Origin of the sequence: Paludisphaera borealis (assembly GCF_001956985.1) — a bacterium.
Taxonomy (GTDB): domain Bacteria; phylum Planctomycetota; class Planctomycetia; order Isosphaerales; family Isosphaeraceae; genus Paludisphaera; species Paludisphaera borealis.
In genome coordinates this window covers 6,466,583-6,485,452 of record NZ_CP019082.1, presented here as the reverse complement: position 1 = coordinate 6,485,452, position 18,870 = coordinate 6,466,583, and the positions used below count along the sequence as shown (strand labels likewise).

The window sequence follows — 18,870 nt, the reverse complement described above, 5'->3', positions numbered from 1 at the left end:
ACAACTGCCAAGCTACGACGTTCGGGACTTCGGGGCGACTCCGTCGTGCGAATCGTCGGTCTTCGATCCGTTCCACGGCTCAAGCGGCATTGTACACCCGGAGCCGCGCGTCTTACAGCACGACGCCGCTAAATCCCGTCGAAGCCTCGCCACGCCTCGCGCATCGACCTCCAGGCTCCTCGCACAGAGCGGCCGCCGAGGCTCTCGCAAAGCGCAACCCGCCCACTGGCCTGACGCGGCATCGTTGAAGAGTATAAGCTGGTACGCGACGCGCTCAATACTACTTTTGTCGCGCAAGGCTTGTGACCCGTCCGGTTCGCCGTTCTCGAAAGCGAGTTGCTCCGCGATGATCGATTCCCTCAAGACGCAGCCCTTCGAGTTCCACAAGCACACGCTGGGCAACGGCCTCGACGTCATCGTCAAGCATCAGCCCAGGCTCCCGATCGTCGCCATAAATCTCTGGTATCACGTTGGTTCTAAAAACGAAGAACGCAACCAGCGAGGTTATGCGCACCTGTTCGAACACCTGATGTTCGAGGGGTCCGAGCACTACCCCGGCGACTTCTTCAAGCACCTGCAACCGCTCGGCGCGAGTATCAACGGATCGACGTCGAGCGACCGGACGAATTACTTCGTCGACGTTCCGTCGGCCCATGCCGAGCTGGTCCTCGCGATGGAATCGGACCGCATGGCGCATCTCGTCCCGGCGCTCGACGACAACAAGTTGAAGATTCAAAAAGGGGTCGTCAAGAACGAGTTCCGCCAGAACTACGCCAACCGTCCCTACGGCATGGTCTGGCAGCTCCTGGCCGAGGCCCTCTACCCGCCCCAGCACCCTTATAGCTGGCTGACGATCGGCGTAATGGAAGACCTCGACTCGGCCTCGCGCGAGGACGTCGCGGCGTTCTTCCAGCGCTACTACACGCCGGCCAACGCCAGCCTGGCGATCGTCGGCGATCTTCCGATCGACGAGATGACGGCGATGGCCGAGCGCTACTTCGGCTCGATCCCCGGCGGTTCGAAGGCGATTCGGCCCTGGACGCCCCCGGTCGGACTTGGCGAGAGTCGCGAGCTGACGCTTCAGGACCGCGTCGAACTCGACCGTCATTACATCGTCTGGCATACGGTCCCCCAGTTCCATGAGCACGACGCCCCGTTGCACCTGCTGGGCGACGTCCTGGCGCGGGGGCGGTCGAGCCGGCTCTACAAGAAGTTGGTGATCGAGCGCCAGTGGGCCCAGGACGTTTCGGCCTACCAGTCGGGGCGCGAACTCGCCGGGACGTTCGGGCTCACTGCGACCCTCCGCCCCGGGTGGTCGATCGCCGACGTCCGCGGCGTGCTCCTGGACGAGGTCGCCGAGATCGCCGCCAACGGGGTGACGGTCGAGGAGCTGGAGCGGGTCGTGACGATGAAGTCGGCCGGCTTTCTGTTCGCCCTTGAGCACATCGGCGGTTTCGGCGGCGTGGCCGACCGGCTCAACGCCTACAACGTCTATCGCGGCGACCCCTCGCTGATCACGACCGACCTGGACCGATACACGGCCGTCACGCCCGAGGCGATCCGCGCCGCGGCGGCGGAATACCTGGTCGGCAAGCCGAGCGTCAGCCTGTCGGTGGTCGGCCGCAAGACCACGGTCGAGGTCAAGGCGCTCGATCGCAAGACGCCGCCGACGAGCAAGGCCCCGGCCGCCTTCCGCGCGCCGAAGCCCGAGGTGCACACCCTTAAAAACGGCCTCCCGGTCTGGGTGCTCCCGCAGCACGATCTACCGACGGTCTCGCTGAGCGTGGCGATGACCGGCGGCGGCGGCCTTCAGCCGTCGCGGCGTCCGGGTCTCGCGCAGCTCGCCGTCGCGATGATGGACGAGGGGACGCGGTCGCGGCAGGCGGCCGAGATCGCGCTGGCCGCCGAGGAGATGGGCGCGTCGCTGTCAACGAGCTGTGGATGGGACGGCGCGTTCGTGTCGCTCCGTTGCTTGAAAGCCGTCTTGAACCAGGGGCTCGACCTGGCCGTCGACGTCCTCCGCGAGCCGACCTTCCCGGCGGCGGAATGGGAACGGCTGCAAGGGCAGACGCTGGCGGCCCTGAAGGCCGAGCACGACGGCGCCGACTCACGGTGCTATCGGGCGATTCTCAAGGCCCTTTACGGCGAGGGCCACCCCTACCGCCATCCACTCGACGGCGTCGAGTCGATCGTGGCGGAGCTGTCGCGCGAGGAGGCCGTCGATTTCCACCGCCGCGTTCTGGGGCCCGGCCGCGCCGCGGTGATCGTCGCGGGGGACGTCACGGCCGATTCCATCCTGCCGTTGCTCGAAGCGAGGCTCGGCGACTGGACCGGCGCCGCCGTCGATCGTCCCGAGATCGCCGATCCCGAGCGCGTCGACCATCCTCGAATCATCCTCCTCAACCGCCCCGGCGCCCCGCAGGCGGTGGTTCGCGTCGGCCACGTCGGGATCGCCCGCTCCGACCCCGATTTCGATCGGCTCATGCTCTTGAATCAGGTGCTGGGCGGCCAGTTCACGTCGCGGCTCAACGAGAAGCTGCGCGAGGAGCGCGGGTTCACTTACGGCGTGCGGAGCAGCTTCGACTGCCGCCTTGGGAAAGGTCCGTTCTCGATCGCCGCCTCGCTCCAGTCCGACCGGCTGGCCGAGGCCCTGGAGGACGTCCATCACGAGGTCCAGGCTCTGGTCGCCGGCCGACCGCCGACGCAGGCCGAGATCGACGACGCCCGCCGCGCGCTCGTCGAAGGTCAGACCCGGCAGTTCGAGACCCCCTCGGCCCTCGTCAGCCGGTACGCCGGCGTGTTCATCCACGGCCTTCCCACTGATCATCTCGCGACCTTCCCCGAGCGGATCGCCGCGGTCTCGCTCGACGACGTGATCGCCGCGATGCACCGTCAGATCCACCCCAGCGCTCTCGTGGCCGTCGTGGTCGCCGACCTGGCCCAGGTTCACGAGCCTCTCAAGCGGCTCGATTGGGCCGAGATCGAGGTCGTCGAGGATTGAGCGCGCGGCGGCTCCGCTCTCAATGAAGTCGTCATCGAGCCGGCCGAAGTCGACCGGCTTGGTGAGATGCTCGGCGAAGCCGGCACATCCGCTTCAGGTGGTGACGTCACCGGCGTGGTTGCCCGCTGTTTCGAGACTCTCGTTCCAGCTATTGAGCGAGTTCTTCAGATCGAGAATCGAGTCGAGATCCCAGAGCCATTTTGATCGGAAGGACAGCGTGTCGAGGCGTGGAGTCCAGTCGTCGTCGAATCGGACGAACATCGCCGAGCCGGTGGAACGCGGGAGCGGATGGCCGAGGACAGGTTCCATCCGGATTCGAAGCTCCTCGTAGCGCTGTTGCGAAGCCTCGACGTAGGTCAGAAGCAACAGGAGGCGCTTCGGATCGAGTCGCGCCCGGCATTGTTGGAACTCCCACCAGGCGCCGGCGGTGGGCGATAGTCGCAGGATCACGGCCTGGGAGCTGTCAATCAGGCGAAGCACCGTGGCCTGCCAGTCGTCGTCGTCGACGTACATCCGCATGGCGCCGGGGACGGTGATCTTCTCACCAGGCTTGCCGATCGCCACTACTGGGCCCTTCGTACGAAAAAAGAGGGCGAATTCCTGTTCCCAGGTCATCGAGTCGCGGCCTCTGAGGAACCGGAGGAAGCTCAGGAGCGCCTGCACGGACGTCACCGGAACCCCTGGCCGTTTCTGCTGGTCCGGCCCTGGCAGGCCGTCGTCCGCGAACGAACGGAGATACAGAATCGGCGCGCGAGGATCGCGTAGGAGGGCTTCCCTGGCATCGGGAAGCCGTAGCCGCTGACCGAAGAGATAGAAGAAGGCGCCAGGCAGCATCAAGAAGGAGAAACTCACCACCGCGGCTTGGGACGGGATGCCGTCGACGCCTGTCACCTGGCGGAGCCAATACGTGAGCGGGTCGGAGAAGCGGATCAGCGCCCAGAGTCCCAGGGCAATCCAGGCGAACCCGGCGACCATGCAGAGCGCTCCGAGTCGCTGAGATCGGTAGGGCTGGCGCGCGACAAGGACCTTTCGAGGCTCGTCGCGGCCCGCCGTCCGTGCCGCGGCCTCGTCGGCATCACCATCGGCCGGGAAGTTCTCGCCTTCCTCGCCAGTCGTGGGGAGCGGAGAGAATCGATCGCCGAGGAGCGTCTTCAGGCCAAGAATCAGGTGGGGTGACTCCTGGGCGGGTAACTCGAATCGTTCCGTCTCATCCGTCGAGACGACTTCGAAGCAGATTGTCGGAGGATGGGTGAATCGGCCGGATCGAGTAGCCGTAACAAGCGAGATCGACTCCAGCGCGACATCGAGCCGCCGCCCCCTGGGCTTGAGCGAGCGAAGAGCTTCGGCTCCACCGTGCTCGTAGGCCGCTTGTGGGACGGCCTGATTCCCTTTGATGTCGAAGATGAGGATGCGGTCGTGGTAGAGAGCGAAGACCCGGCTCTGCTCGCCAATCGAGAATGAGGCGAGCGTCGAGGCCATCCGGATGATCGGGACCAAGAGGTCAGCGTCGACGTCGACTTGCATCTTCGGCCTCAACCGGTGGGACAGGTGCATCCTGGGGGCGTGGGGCGACCTCGACCTTGATCGAGGCAGGCCATGTAAGCCCCTGAGCATAACACTTCGGCAATGCGTTTCCAGCGGACTCGCGAGGCCGTCGTCGACCCATCGTGTCGGAAACAATTCGGTGTCGTCGGCGATGCCGCTGGCCTTTGCGACGTCCGAGCGTCTACAATGAGCGATGTACCGTCGGTCGGGATTCGTTCTTCTTTCACTTCTCGATCCCAACGAGTCGGCCCATGACCCTGCGCAACGTGTTGGTCAAGGCGCTCGAACGCATCGGTCGGACGCCGCTCCCGTTCGTCGGCAGGGATGTCCACGTCGACACCCTGCGATCGGTGCCGTCGTGGGGGCTGAGCGTGCTCCTGCACGCGCTCGCGCTGCTCCTCCTCGCCATTCTGATCCGATCGAGCGGCGGCCTGACGGCGGACCGCTCGTTTGTGGGCGAGTTTGCGATGCCGGAGATCGCTGACCTGACGTCGCTCGTCGAGGCCGACCGCGCCGGCGACCCGTTCACGAACGCGGACAGTTCCGACCCGCCATCGCTGGGGCTTCAACCCGCCGACCCGCTGATGCAGCTCTCGGCGCAGCCGCGGATCACGAATCTGGTCGACTTCGCGCCGGACCTGGCCGGGCCCGAGCCGATGAAGAACCTGGGGCTCTCGCTCCGGGGGACCGAGGCGCTTCCAGGCCTTGGCGAGCACATCACCGCGCCGTTCTCAGGCCGACAGGGACTCGATCGCGCCAAGCTCGTCCGCCGGGAAGGCGGCACGGTGCATTCGGAGAAGTGCGTGGAAGACGGGCTGGCATGGATCGTCCGCCATCAAAAGTCCGACGGCTCGTGGGTCTTGAACGTCAACGAGGTCTGCCAGTCGTGCCCGGCGCAATTCGGTATCGAGTCTCAGACCGGGGCGACCGGGCTGGCCCTCCTGCCGCTGCTCGGCGCCGGCTACATCCACACGGTGAAAAGCCGCCATCAAGAGGCGATTCGGCGCGGCCTGGAATGGCTCTGCGAGCACCAGCAGGAGAACGGCGACCTTCACGTCGGAGGCACCGGGATCAGCTACCTGTACAGCCACGCGATCGCATCGATGGCCCTCTGCGAGGCTTATGGATTGTCGCGAGACCCCAAGCTGGCGGAGCCGGCCCGCCGCGCCATCGCCTTCATCGTGGCTTCGCAGGACCCCCAGACCGGGGGCTGGCGGTACGTCCCCGGCCAGGCTGGCGATACGTCGGTCTTCGGCTGGCACATCTTCGCCTTGCGGAGTGGCCACATGGCCGGCTTGACGATCCCTCGGTCGACGCTCCGAGGTTGCAACGACTACCTCAACCTGGCGGCGGCCGACGGCAAGAAAACGATCTACGCGTACCTGGTGGGCCGGCCCGCTTCGCCGATCATGACCGCCGAGGCCCTCGTGGGGCGGCAGCTCCTGGGGTGGCCCCGCGATCATCCCTCCTTGCTGAAGGGCGTCGGCCGCGTCTCGGCGGATCTCGAAAAATCGTCCGAGCGCAACATCTACTACTGGTACTACGCCACCCAGCTCCTCCACAACATGAAGGACAAAGACTGGGATCGCTGGAATCCGCGCGTGCGAGAAGAACTCGTCAAGTCGCAGGTGGTGAACGAGTCGTGCACCGGCGGTAGCTGGGACCCCGCGCAGCCGGTCCCGGACCGCTGGGGAATGACGGCCGGCCGGCTGTTCCAGACTTCGCTCTCGGTGCTGACCCTTGAGGTCTATTACCGCTACCTGCCGCTCTACCGGACCGCCGACTCCGATCCCCTGCCGGACGCGCCCAAGGTCGGCGATCCGCAGAAGAAGAAATAACCGAGGCGGGTTTCGGCTCGACTCAGCGGGCCGCGGCGTTGTTGAACTGCCGCAGCGGAATCGTCTTGTAGAGAACCAGTTGCGAGACCCACAAGCCGCGCGGCTTCGCCTCCCGGGGCATCAGAAACGCGTAATCCCCTTTGCGGGTGTAGCGCGTCGAGCCCTGGGTGACCTGGGTCACGGTCATCTGGTTGGCCTGGTCGGGCACGATCGTGGCGATGTTGTTGCCGAGTACGCCGATCTGGAACGGCTGGCGGCTGAGCAGGTTGCCGACGATGTGCAAGCGCGTCGGGTTTCCGCCCCCCGCTCCCGGCATGACCGGGTATGCCCAACCGTAAAGCATGTTCTGGCCGCCGTAATCCCAGGCGTTCATGAACCGGTTGAAGCCGGGATCGATCGTGGTGACCGCCATGTTGTTCGGCAGGATCTCGTTGTAAGTCGGCGTGACGAGCATTCGGTCCGGGCCTTCAAAGTGATCGACGTGTCCGGCGCGGACGATGTTCGACCCCGGCGTGGGGCCGACGGCCTCCACCAGCGCCTGCGCGGAGATCTGGTCGATGCTGGAAGGCCAGCGGATCAAGAACTCCTCGATGTCCTCGACGGCGATGGGAAACTGCTGGCCGACATGGTTCTGAAGGACGAGCCACCGGTCGGTGACGTTGATGATCTCGCCCCAGGCCCCTTGCGGCGGCAGTTGGGGCATCCCCGTCGCATGGTCGATCTCGACGTCGAACCCCGGGACGGCCTCCGGGCGCTGGGCGGAGGCCCGGGAACCTGTCGCGAGCAAGCCGATCAAAACGATGACGAGAAGGCGTCCGGTCGCGAACCACCCTGAATCGCTCATACTCGTTACTCCATCACGGCCCAAGCGGGATCATCGGCTCCGGCGCTTCGCCCGGCTCTCTTTGAGTCTACAATATCCCGTCTCCATCGATGCGATCAATGCGCCGACCGCTGGAATTTCCAACTCCGCGTGGATCCTTCCGGACGTTCGACCTATTCCTGAAGATCGACCGCGTCCTCGCGGCTCGTCGACCCGAACCGAGTCGACGCGAATCAGAAAGGTCGCTTGGGCCGCCGTGAGCACCGGCTTCCCGTTTCCATGCCTGACCGCTATCGTGTGTTATGGTCCAAGGTGAGGAGTCGTCGCCGCGTCGGGACCGGGTTTTCCCTTCCCGGTGGCACCGGTACATCCTAGACTAGAGGTTGTTCGACCGCGTTGAAGAAGTCGACGTGAGCCCTGCGTCCTCTTTCGCCGAGGAGTGTGGTCGACGCCATGAAAGCCGAACCCGAACGGGCCAAGACAGAGGAAACCATGCCCTGGTCCGACGCGTCTGGAGTAGAAGAGCGCGACCTGACCGGTCGGGTCCTGGGCGATTTCCAGGTTGAGCGGTTCATCGGCCGGGGGGGAATGGGCGAGGTCTACCTGGCCAAGCAGGTCAGCCTCAACCGGCACGTCGCGGTCAAGGTCTTGCTTCCCGAATGGGTTTCGCGTCCCGCCTATTTAAGTCGATTCGGGATCGAAGCCACGGCGGTGGCCAAGCTGAACCACGCTAATATCGTGCAGGTCTACACGCTCGGCTGCGTCGACGACATCCATTTCATCGCGATGGAGTACGTGCAGGGGACGAATCTGCGCGAGTACTTGCTCAAGAAAGGTTCGCTCGACCTGCCGCTGGCGTTGTCGATCATGCGGCAGGCGGGCCATGCGATCGGCGCGGCCGGCGAGGTCGGCCTGATTCACCGCGACATCAAGCCCGAGAATTTGCTGCTGACTCGCAAGGGGCGGATCAAGGTGGCCGATTTCGGCCTCTGTCGCGACATGGACTCGGACCGCCATCACGTGACCCAGCACGGTACGACCATGGGGACGCCGTTGTACATGAGCCCCGAGCAGGCCCAGGGGCATGCGATGGACCATCGCAGCGACCTCTATTCGCTGGGGGTCACCTTCTACCACATGATCGTCGGCGAGCCCCCGTTTCGAGCCGAATCGACCGTGGCGCTGGCGCTCAAGCATGTTCGCGAGCAGGCGCCGAGCATGCGCGTCCGTCGCCCCGAGGTTCCGATCGAGCTCGATCGCCTGGTGCTCAAGTTGATGGCGAAGAAGCCCGACGACCGATACCAGTCGGCCGCGGAGATGCTCGTCGACCTCGCCAAGATCCGGGCGTTGTTGCAACCCGTCGCCAGTGGGCTGATGGGCGACATCACCGGGATCGCCGCGACCCAGGAACAGTACGAGTTTGAAAGCCGGCCGTCGACGGAGCCCCGGGGGTCGAAACTCCTGAGCGCTTCATCGAAGCTGCTGAGTGGTCCCTTGCGCCTGGCCCTCAACGATCATACCTGGTTCCGTCCGGGGGTTCTGGGGCTCATCGCCGCGTGCGGCCTGGCGATCGGCGGCCTGCTAGGATGGCAGTCTCGTTCGCGGGAAGACGCCGAGGCTCAGCGGCAGGCGGCCTCGCTTCCGCCCGCGCTGGGAATCGGACCGCGGTGGGCGTCGATCCCCAAGATGGATAACCCCGAGGCGCAGTATCGCTACGCCCAGTTGACGGCCCCCCCGCGAGAACTCGCGGCGGCCTGGCTGGCGGTCCCCGGCTACTTCCCGAGATCGGAATGGACCTCGCCCGCCTATCTTCAACTCGGTCGAGTATTGTATCGTGAACGAGACGGCGATCGGGTTGCGGCCCTGGCTCGCGAGATCAACGGCTGGAAGTCCAGGCAGACGCGCGACGAGGAGCTGGTCGAGACCTTGGAAACCGGCGAGGTCTTGTTGAAGCGCGATCTCGACGGCGTGATCGAGCGGGTCAGCCGGATCGCCAACCGGACCGATCGGCCGGTGTCCGATCCGGGACTTATCGATTTTTGCGTCGAGATCGTCACGGACGCGCTGAAGCTCGTCTCGCAGCCGGGCACGACGGGCCAGGCGGTGCTTCGTCCCAAGTTGACGGGGCTTCAGGTTCGTCTGCTGATTTTGCTCGATCGCGTGCGTTCACTCGATCTTGCCGTCCGATAGCGTGCAGCATGGGCCGTCCGGCGACCGACGGCGGGCGGGATCGAGACGAGAGAGTAGAGCTTCGGGCCTCGGAGAACGGGTATGGCTTTCCTGAAACGCGCCAACGGCGCCACCGCGGGACAGATCATCGAGCTGAAAAGCGAACGGACCGTGATCGGTCGATCGCCTGAGCACTGCCATATCGTTCTGGACCCGAACGGAGTCAGCCGCAAGCACGCCGAGATCTATCGCAAGGGAGAGGATTTCTTCGTCTGCGACCTGAAGTCGCGGAACATGACCAAGGTCAATAACGCGAAGCTCATCCCAGGCAGCGACCACCAACTCGTCCCCGGCGATCGAATCAACATCTGCGACGTCGAGTTCGTCTTCTACGTCAAGCCTCCCAGCGACTCGGCGGCCGACGAGAGCGAGGTCGTGATCGTGGCCGACGGCGATCAGTACGACGTCCCCCCGTTGCACACGCTCGACGCTTCGCGCTCGAGCGCCGTCGCCAGCATGGTCAAGCCCGAGGTCAAGCTGAAGGCGATCCTCGAAATCACCCGCAACCTCTCGACCGAGCTGACGATCGACCACGTCGCGCCGCGGGTCCTCGATTCGTTGATGGAGTTGTTCCCGCAGGCGGAGCGGCTGTTCCTGGTCCTCGTCGATCCCGAGACCAAGCGGCTGGTGCGCAAGGCTTCCAAGCACCGGCCCGGCCGGGGCCGCACCAACTTCCATCCGACGGCACCCGCCGACGAAGCGCCCATGATGATGAGCCGGTCGCTGCTCAACCACGTGCTCGGCCAGAAGAAGGCCGTGCTCAGCCAGGACGCGAGCACCGACAAAAATCTGCCCACCAGCGCGTCGATCGCCGATCTCAAGATCCGATCGGTGATGTGCGTGCCGATGCTCACGCCCGACGGCCAGGCGGTGGGGATCATCCAGCTCGACACCAGCGACCGCAAGCAGTTCCACCAGGAAGACCTCGACGTCCTCGCCGCCGTCGCCGGCCAGGCGGCGATCTCGATCCAGAACGCCAAGCTCCACGAGTCGTTGCTCGAACGCGAGCGGATCGACCGCGACCTGAAGCTGGCGGAACAGGTGCAGAAGCGGTTTCTGCCGCAATCGGTGCCGCAGATTCCGGGCTACGAGTTCTTCGCCCACTATGAGCCGGCCTACGAGGTCGGCGGCGACTACTACGACTTCGTCCAGCTTTCCGGCGACCGCTGCGCGATCGCGCTGGGCGACGTTTCGGGCAAGGGGGTTTCGGCCGCGCTCATGATGGCCAAGTTCTCGGGCGACACGCGGTACTGCATTCTCACCGAGAACACCCCCTCGGCGGCGGCCGACGAGCTCAACCACCTGCTCTTCTCCGCGGGCATCGAGGAGAAGTTCATCACCCTGAGCCTGAGCGTCCTCGACGTCAACCGGAAGACGTTGTCGCTAGCCTCGGCCGGGCACCTGCCGATCCTGATCCGCCGCGCCAGCGGCAAGATCGAGGAAGTCGGCGAGGAGGTGGCCGGCTTCCCGCTGGGGATCATGCCGGGGGCCGACTACAAGGAGCTTGAAGTCGAGCTTGCGCCGGGCGACGTGGTCACGGTCTACTCCGACGGCGTCACCGACGCCCGCAACCTGAGTGAAGAGCTGTACGACAGCCGCGACAACCGGCGCCTGTTGCGGCGGATCGCCGAGACGTCGGGCGGCCCGGTGGCCGTCGGCAAGGCGATCCTCCAGGAAGTTCGCGAATACTCGTCGGGCCACGTCCAGGTCGACGACATCACCCTGATCTGCTTCGGTCCCTCGGCTCACTAATCGAGCCGGTCCGGTCGAACCGAGGCCGCCCTCCTCCAATGCAGGCTTGGTCCTGCCCTCTGATTTACTTATGAAAATGTCGGTCAAGATCAACAACGTTCGCCTCGAACTCGACGACGCCGAGGAGCTTCTGCCGTCGCGGATCGCCGCCCGGCTGAAGCTCAACCCCGACGCGGTTCTGGGCTGGCGGATTCTCCGCAAGAGCCTCGACGCGCGGCGTCGCGACGATCTCCATTTCAACTACGCGATGGAGGTCGAGCTGCCCGCCGAAGCCGCCGACCGCGCGATCGCCGCGCTGGGCTTCGACGTCCAGCCCTACCAGGCCGATCAATTCGACTGGCCCGAGCCGGGTCCTCGGGCGCTTGAGCATCGCCCGGTGATCGTCGGCGCGGGGCCCGCGGGCCTGATCGCCGGCTATATGCTCGCGCTGCAAGGCTACCGGCCGCTGATCCTCGAACGCGGTCGCGCCGTCAAGGACCGCGTCGCCGACGTTCGCGGCTTCGACGCCGGCGGAGCGGTCGACCCCGAGAGCAACTACCTGTTCGGCGAGGGGGGCGCCGGCACGTTCAGCGACGGCAAGCTGACCTCGCGGAGCGGCGGCCCCGACGTGCTTCGCGTCCTCGAAATCCTCGCCGAGTGCCACGCCAAGCCGTCGATCATCTACGAGCATCGCCCGCACCTGGGCTCGAACCGCCTCCCCCTCATCGTGCGGACGCTGCGGCGGAAGCTCGAAGACCTCGGCGGCGAGGTCCGGTTCTCGTGCCGGGTCGAAGACCTCGACCTCGTCGACGGCCGGCTGCGCGGCGTCTCGACCAGCTCGGGCTACATCGCGGCCGACGCCGCCGTCCTGGCCGTCGGCCACAGCGCCCGCGACACCTATCATATGCTGCTTCGCCGGGGCGTCCCGATCGAGTCCAAGCCGTTCCAGTTCGGCGTTCGCATCGAGCAGCCTCAAGAGCAGATCGACAAGGCGCGCCACGGCGGCCGCCAGGGTCATCCGGCCCTGGGCGCGGCCGACTACATCATGTCGGTCCGCGCCGGGAAGTGCGACCTGTTCACCTTCTGCATGTGCGCCGGCGGCTTCGTGATGCCGAGCGTCAGCGAGCCGGGCTATTTCGCCACCAATGGCATGAGCGAGAGCCGCCACGACTCGCCGTTTTCCAACAGCGGGCTGGTCGTCACGATCGACCCGGCCGAATCGGGCTCGCACCCACTCGCGGGGGTCCACTTTCAGCAGCATTACGAGCGCGCCGCGTACCTGGCCGCCGGCCGATCGTACGGGGCGCCGATCCAGTGGGTGAGCGACTTCCTCGCCGGCCGCCCGAGCCGGGGCAAGCTCCCTTCCAGCTACACGCGAGGCATGACGACGACCACCGACCTCGGCCCGTTGCTGCCCGAGAAGGTGGCCCTGGCCCTCGTCCGCGGCCTGCCGACCATGGACCGGCGGCTCGACCGCCAGTTCCTCAAGAACGCGACCCTGACCGGCCCGGAATCCCGGGGCAGCTCCCCGGTCCGCATCCCCCGCGACCCGGTCTCGCGCCAGAGCCCGACCGTCGCGGGCCTCTTCCCCTGTGGCGAGGGAGCGGGCTACGCGGGCGGCATCATCAGCGCCGCCGTCGACGGACTCCGCACCGCGCGGGCCTTCGTCGCGACCTACTCGGCCTCCCGATAAGCTGAGTACGCGCCGCATTCAGAGTACAGTGTTTGTTCAAATCAACGAGTCGACGCGGCTCCTGAAATGTTTCGATTTTCCAGTTGGAAGTCGTTGCTCAGAGCTTTAACATAACGTCTCCGCTCATAGATTGAACCGATCCGAGCGCGAGATCGTTATGGTCATCCAGTGTCCGAGTTGTGGATTTTCGGGCCGCGTGCCTAACTATGTGGCAGCGGTTCCGCACCATGCGCGCTGCCCCAAGTGCCAGTTTCGATTCGATATCGGTGAGCTGGCGGCACGGCTCCCCGACTCGATCGACGGCCCAGCGCGTCACGATCTTCGACACGATCTGACTCGTCCTCGACTGGATCCCAGTTCGTCGTCTTACGAGATCGAGGCGTTGACCGAGGATTTCTCTTCGGACGAAGACGACGACCGCGCCGGCGACGACTGGGACGACGACTGGGACGGAGCGGTCGAGCCCGACGACGAGGCGTCCCAGGCGGCGGCCCGGCCTGGCGATCTTCCGCGCTTCTTGCTCAAGGGGGACGGGGCGGCTCTCGATCCAGCGACCGGCCGCGATCGCGGGGGCTCGCCGATCGCGACTCCCTGGCATTTCCGGCTTTTTCAAGCATGGGCCGTCCTGTTCATCGCCTGGGCGGCGATGATCGGCTCCCGAGCCGTGCTGGCCACGATCAGCCGCGACGAAGATTTCCTCTTCTCGAAAGCGACGATCTGGCCCGTCGCCTCCGTCGTCCTGCTGGTGACCGCCTCTGCTGGGCTCTTCCTCCTGATGGACGTCAGCCGCCGGCTCACCGCATCGGGCGCTCCGGCACCAGGGGCGGTTCCCCCGCCTTCCGTCAACGGCTCGACCCACCATCACGGATCGATCGACAAGATCGTGGTGAAGCCCGGAAAGCTGCCGACCGGCTGAGGGCCGGAAAATCTCCTCGAACTCATGGATAGCTTGCGCGCGTTTCTGGCACTATCGGGAAACGCGAGCAGGTTGGTTCACGAGCGGGGAGGCAAGGCATGGCCGGTGGTTCGCCCGAGCGGCTTCAGCGCGACCTGACGACCCTGTTCCAGGTGGGGACGGCCGCTGGTCTCACCGATCGGGAACTGATAGCCCGGATCTCCAGGGCGTCGGCCGACGACGCGGAAGCGTTGTTGGAAGTGCTGGTGACGCGGCACGGCCCGATGGTCCTGCGCGTCTGCCGCAACGTCCTGAACGACCCGCACGACGCCGAGGACGCCTTCCAGGCGACGTTCCTGGTGCTCGTCAAGCAGTTCCGGACGATCCGCAAGCTCGACTCGATCGGGAGCTGGCTCTACGGCGTCGCCGCTCGGGTTTCGGCCCGGGCGCGAGTCGAGGCCGCGAAGCGGCGGAAGCGCGAGCGCGAACACGTGCAACTGGCCGTGGTCCCCGCCCTGGACGACGAGGCGTCTCGCGGCCTCGCGATCCAGGAGGAAGTCCTCCGCCTGCCCGATCGCTACCGATCCGTCGTCGTCCTCTGCTACTGGGAGAGCCTGACCCACGAGCAAGCCGCCGCTCGGCTCGCCTGCCCGATCGGGACGGTCCGCAGCCGCGTGGCGCGAGCGCGCGAACTGCTCCGCCGTCGGCTCGTCCACCGAGGCGTCGCCGACGTCGATCCGGCGCCGGCGGTCCTTCCCCTCTCGTCGGCGCTCGTTCGAAGTACCGTCCAGGCCGCGGCGAAGGTTGCCTCCGGCCAGTCCGTCTCCAAGGTCGTCGCGGCGCGCGTCGCGAGCCTTTCCCTTCACGTCATAAGGAGGATGGTAATGACGAAGCTCGGAATGATTGCGGTTCCCACCTGCCTGGCGCTGGTGGCGTCGATCGGTCTGGGACTCGCGGCGCAGACGGCGAAGCGGGCCGACCGCGACGACAAGCCTCGGGCTGATCGCGGTGCATCGGAGACAAAGAAGCTTCAGCCCGCCCCGGAAGTGAAGGAATACGTCGTCGAGCCGCCCGATGTGATCCTCGTCGAAGTCCTTGAGGCACTGCCGGGTCGACCCATTTCAGGCGAGCGGCTGGTGCGTCCTGACGGCAAGATCACGCTTGGTTTTTACGGCGAAGTTTACGTTGCCGGCTTGACGATCAAGGAGATCAAGGAAAAAGTCGTCCTCCACTTGCGGCGCTTTCTGGGGGACGAGGTTCTCGGGCTTGATGTTGAAGGTAAGAAGACTCCCCCGGGCGATACCGACCGCGTCTTCGTCGACGTCACAACATGGAATAGCAAGGTCTACTACGTTCAAGGTGAGGTTCACGACCCCGGCCGACTGCCGGTGACGGGGAAGGAAACGATTCTCGACGCGGTGGATTTTGCTGGGGGGCTGACGCCTCAAGCGGATCATGAAAGCGTCGTCCTCGTGCGTAACGACCCTAAGGGCGGGCCGCCGGAGAAGCTTCACGTCGACATCGACGAGGTCCTGCTCGGCGACGACGCCTCGACCAACTATTATCTCCAGGCCGGCGACCGACTGGTCGTTCGTCGCGACCCTGGAATTCAAGGCGACCATGGCGATCGCCCCTCCGCGGGGCGATCCAAGGCCTCATCTGAGACGAAGGAAGCCGATCACCCCGATGTTGATACGTCGAACGGCCCTCAGCGGACGCCGGGGCTCGAACTGAAGATTCAAGCTCTCGAACGCCGGCTGATCGCGATCGAGTCGCAATTGCGCAAAGTCCTTGAGAAGCTCGATCAGCCGCGCTGAATTCAACGAGCCAGGGTCGCCCGGCCGGCGAACGGAGCGTTCGGGCCGAGCGATTCCTCGATGCGGAGGAGGCGGTTGTACTTGGCGAGGCGTTCGGAGCGGGCGACGGAGCCGATCTTGATCTGGCCGGCGGCCGTTCCGACGGCGAGGTCGGCGATCGTGGCGTCCTCGGTCTCGCCCGACCGGGCCGAGACGACCGGCCGATAACCGTGGCGGCGGGCGATCAAGAGCGCGTCGAGCGTCTCGCTGAGCGTGCCGACCTGGTTGACCTTGATCAGGATCGAGTTGGCGGTCTTCGATGCGATCCCGCGTTCGAGCCGGGCCGTCTGGGTCACGAACAGGTCGTCGCCGATGAGCTGGACCGCACCGCCCAACCGCTCGGTCAGAGTCTTCCAGCCTTCCCAATCGTCCTCAGCCAGGCCGTCCTCGATCGAGACGATCGGATAGCGCCCGACCCATCGGGCGAGCATGTCGACCATGTCGCCGCTGTCGAACGCCCGCAGGCTGGCCTCGGAGAGCCGATAGGTCTTGGTCGCCGGGTCGAAGAAATGGGTCGACGCGACGTCCACCGCGATGGCCACATCGCGCCCGGGCTCGAAGCCGCAGGCGACCATCGCGTCGACGACGACCTCGAAGGCCTGCTCGTTGTTCCGCAGCTTCGGGCCGTATCCCCCCTCGTCCCCCACCAGGACCGACTCAGCGCCGATCTCGGACAGCACGCCGCCGACGGCGCGGTACATGGCGACGATCATCTCCAGGGCGTGGCTGTAGTTCTCGGCGCCGACCGGAATGATGAGGATGTCCTGGATGTCGAGGTTCCGCCCCGCGTGCAGGCCGCCCGAGATCATGTTGACCATCGGTAACGGGAGCGTCGGTTCGACCGCGATCGATCCCCCCTGCTCCGCCTTGGCTCGTTTCTTCCAGAGACGGTTGAGGTGGACGAACAATTCCTCGCCCCGGACCGCCGCCGCCGCGTGGGCCACCGCCAGCGAGACTCCCAGTAGGGCGTTCGCCCCCAGCCGACCCTTGTTCGCCGTGCCGTCGACCGCGACCAGGGCCGCGTCGATCGCCGCTTGATCGTCGAGTTCGATTCCGACCACGGCGGGAGCGATCACGGTCCGGACGTTCTCCACCGCCTGGCCGACTCCGAGGCCGCCGTAGCGGGACGATCCGGAGTCGCGCAGCTCGATCGCCTCGTGCCGGCCGGTGCTCGCGCCCGAGGGGACGATGGCCCTCCCCACCGCGCCGTTGGAGGCGATCGCGTCGACCTCGACCGTCGGCCGACCGCGCGAATCGAGGACTTGCCGAGCCTTGAGCGCCTGGAGAACAGCCATCCGAGGAAACCCCTGTCCTAGTGTTGTGGTCAGTATGGCGATGGAAGGGCCGCGTCAAGGGTTGCGAGCATCCTCTCCCAAGTCTCGGGCCGGGCGTCGAAGAGGGTGATCGCCGACTCGCGCGCCACCTCGCGTCCCCGGGCGTCGAGATACTCGACGGGGCTCTTGCCGTCGACCCGCGCCAGCAGGCAGGCCGCCGTGTGCTCGACCGCCCGCCTCGTCAGCTCGTCGCGCGGTCCGAGTCGGTCGTCGACACGATCAAGATACGCCGTCCAGAAGGCGTCGAGAAGCGCCCGGTACTTCGGTTCGTCGCCTGGGTCTTGCAAACTCTTGTGGATGCGTTTGAGAGCCAGGTGACTGAGGAAGAAGCCAAGGTCGAAAGCCGGGTCGCCGGCGTGGGCGCATTCAAAGTCGAGGAGGATGAGGCCGCCGCCATGGACCAGGATGTTCTTGGGGCTGAAGTCGCCCAGGACCAGGGTTCGCCGGCCTTCGGGCAGGTTCATGGCGGCGATGAGGGCGTCGATCCGTGGGGCGAGCGCCGGGTGCGCCCTGGCCGTCGTTCGATAATAGGGATCGACGCGCAGCTCGTCGAACAGGCTGGTGTCGGCGAGGGTCGTCGCGAGCGCCGGATGTCGGGGCGCCTCGGCGTGGATCGTGCCGAGCAGCGTCCCTAAATTCGAGGCGATGCCGGCGTCGGCCTGGCCGTCCATCAGGAGCGACTTCCAGGTCGTCGAATCCTCGGGGGCGCAGGTCATCGCGAACAGGTATTCGGGGCGGTCGTCGAAGAGGACCTTGGGGACGGTCCCGTCCGGCAGGATGTCGGCCAGGACGCCGAGCGTGGCGTGCTCGACCCAGATCCGATCGAGCCGCGCGAGCCATTCGACGGCGACGCGGAGCCGCTCGCGGCACTGCTTGACGACCATCGGCTCACGGCCGTCGACGTCGACCCGCAGAACCACGTTCGAAACGCCGCCGCTCAGTTCTCGCACCGAGACCCTGTCGCCTGGCGCGACCCTTCCCACTTTGCGGAGATATTCCGTCGTGTTGTCGGGCGTCAGCTCGTGCATGGGATCAGAGGAGGGTTTCCAGCAGCAGTTTGAGCTTGCGAACCTCGACCTCGCGGTCGAATGGGTTCTCGAGCCGGTCCAGGATCGCGACGGTCAGGGCGCGATTGTACCCGTACCGCTGAAGCTGGTTGACGACCCGGGCGTACTCGATCTGGCCCTGTCCGATCCGCACCTGGAACTCGCCGGGGTGTTTGCCCGTGTCGCGGAGGTGGACGTTCTGAGCGTACGGATAGAGCAGATCGACGTCCGCCTCTTTGTGCGAGCCGTGCAGGTAGTGGCTGGGATCGAGGGTCAGGCCGAGGCCCGGCACCGTCTTGCAGAGATGGAGCGCGACGCCGGGATCGCCGAGGATCGAATCGCGATGGGTGAGCATCGCGAGTACCAGACCCTCGCGCATGGCGGTCGCCGAGAGGACCCTGAGCCGCTCGATCTCCTGGTCGACGGACGAGCCGGCCGGCGCGGCGGTCATCGTGATGACGGCCACGTTCAGGATCTTGGCGAACCGGCAGTGGCCGTCGAACCGCTTGCGATGGATCGGATCGGACCAATCCACGGGTCCGAAATCGAGGTACAGCGACGACGGAATCAGCGCCGGCCCGCGTCGCAGACGAAGCAGGGCCGCTTCGGGGTCGTCGCCGACCTCCGAGGGGCGAAGATGCTGGCCGTCCTCCACGACGGCGAGCTCGAACTTGTCGAACTCCAGCTCGGCGATCTGGCGAAGGGCGACGTCAAGCGGCTCCCTCGCGAAGCAGAGTGTACTACAGGCTACGAACACCGGCTCTTCCTCCTCGTACCGTCCGCTGCGCCGCCGGGCGTCATCCCTTCCGCGCGTGTCGACACCACGAAGGCATCCTCGCCTTCGCATCGAAACGCGTTCCCGGCCTTCCATCGATCGGG

General features: G+C 66.0%; 12 protein-coding genes. 7 read left to right on the top strand and 5 right to left on the bottom strand.

Features of this window, described 5'->3' with window-relative positions; all coding sequences use genetic code 11:
* Positions 1 to 346 precede the first annotated feature (346 nt).
* Positions 347 to 3,001 carry a M16 family metallopeptidase gene (locus BSF38_RS25040; RefSeq protein ID WP_076349793.1) on the top strand — a complete coding sequence of 885 codons (2,655 nt, stop codon included), beginning with the start codon at positions 347 to 349 and terminating at the stop codon, positions 2,999 to 3,001.
* 93 nt (positions 3,002 to 3,094) lie between these two features.
* Here the strand turns inward: BSF38_RS25040 and BSF38_RS25035 are convergent, their stop codons facing one another.
* Positions 3,095 to 4,786 carry a hypothetical protein gene (locus BSF38_RS25035; protein WP_145952313.1) on the bottom strand — a complete coding sequence of 564 codons (1,692 nt, stop codon included), beginning with the start codon at positions 4,784 to 4,786 and terminating at the stop codon, positions 3,095 to 3,097.
* Positions 4,787 to 4,797: 11 nt separating this feature from the next.
* Between BSF38_RS25035 and BSF38_RS25030 the strand changes: the two genes are divergently transcribed.
* On the top strand, positions 4,798 to 6,384 hold the full coding sequence (locus BSF38_RS25030) for a prenyltransferase/squalene oxidase repeat-containing protein (protein WP_076349791.1): 1,587 nt from the start codon (positions 4,798 to 4,800) through the stop codon (positions 6,382 to 6,384).
* A 22-nt stretch (positions 6,385 to 6,406) separates the two neighbouring features.
* Here BSF38_RS25030 and BSF38_RS25025 read toward each other — a convergent pair whose 3' ends face one another.
* Positions 6,407 to 7,228 carry a hypothetical protein gene (locus BSF38_RS25025; RefSeq protein ID WP_076349790.1) on the bottom strand — a complete coding sequence of 274 codons (822 nt, stop codon included), beginning with the start codon at positions 7,226 to 7,228 and terminating at the stop codon, positions 6,407 to 6,409.
* Between the two features lie 432 nt (positions 7,229 to 7,660).
* Here BSF38_RS25025 and BSF38_RS25020 point away from each other — a divergent pair, with 432 nt between their 5' ends.
* The 5 genes from BSF38_RS25020 to BSF38_RS25000 all read left to right on the top strand — a co-directional run bounded on the left by BSF38_RS25020 (position 7,661) and on the right by BSF38_RS25000 (position 15,572).
* Complete coding sequence (locus BSF38_RS25020) at positions 7,661 to 9,397, top strand: protein kinase domain-containing protein (protein ID WP_076351454.1); 1,737 nt, start codon at positions 7,661 to 7,663, stop codon at positions 9,395 to 9,397.
* An 81-nt stretch (positions 9,398 to 9,478) separates the two neighbouring features.
* Entirely contained in the window at positions 9,479 to 11,188 is a 1,710-nt protein-coding gene (locus tag BSF38_RS25015) for a SpoIIE family protein phosphatase (RefSeq protein ID WP_076349789.1), read from the top strand.
* A gap of 70 nt (positions 11,189 to 11,258) precedes the next feature.
* Complete coding sequence (locus BSF38_RS25010) at positions 11,259 to 12,860, top strand: NAD(P)/FAD-dependent oxidoreductase (RefSeq protein ID WP_237170606.1); 1,602 nt, start codon at positions 11,259 to 11,261, stop codon at positions 12,858 to 12,860.
* A 382-nt stretch (positions 12,861 to 13,242) separates the two neighbouring features.
* A complete protein-coding gene (locus BSF38_RS25005; RefSeq protein ID WP_145952312.1) occupies positions 13,243 to 13,776 on the top strand; it encodes a hypothetical protein in 534 nt (177 codons plus the stop codon).
* A 98-nt stretch (positions 13,777 to 13,874) separates the two neighbouring features.
* Positions 13,875 to 15,572: a sigma-70 family RNA polymerase sigma factor gene (locus BSF38_RS25000; protein WP_076349786.1), complete on the top strand. Its 1,698-nt coding sequence runs from the start codon at positions 13,875 to 13,877 to the stop codon at positions 15,570 to 15,572.
* A 2-nt stretch (positions 15,573 to 15,574) separates the two neighbouring features.
* Here the strand turns inward: BSF38_RS25000 and eno are convergent, their stop codons facing one another.
* From eno to BSF38_RS24985, 3 genes are all read right to left on the bottom strand, one after another.
* Positions 15,575 to 16,906 (bottom strand): phosphopyruvate hydratase, encoded by a 1,332-nt coding sequence (eno, locus tag BSF38_RS24995; RefSeq protein ID WP_076349785.1) that lies wholly within the window; start codon positions 16,904 to 16,906, stop codon positions 15,575 to 15,577.
* Between the two features lie 29 nt (positions 16,907 to 16,935).
* The gene (locus BSF38_RS24990; protein WP_210405644.1) at positions 16,936 to 17,895 is read right to left on the bottom strand and encodes a phosphotransferase family protein; all 960 of its coding nucleotides are present in this window, start codon (positions 17,893 to 17,895) and stop codon (positions 16,936 to 16,938) included.
* Positions 17,896 to 17,977: 82 nt separating this feature from the next.
* Complete coding sequence (locus tag BSF38_RS24985) at positions 17,978 to 18,748, bottom strand: sugar phosphate isomerase/epimerase family protein (protein WP_076349783.1); 771 nt, start codon at positions 18,746 to 18,748, stop codon at positions 17,978 to 17,980.
* Positions 18,749 to 18,870: the final 122 nt, after the last annotated feature.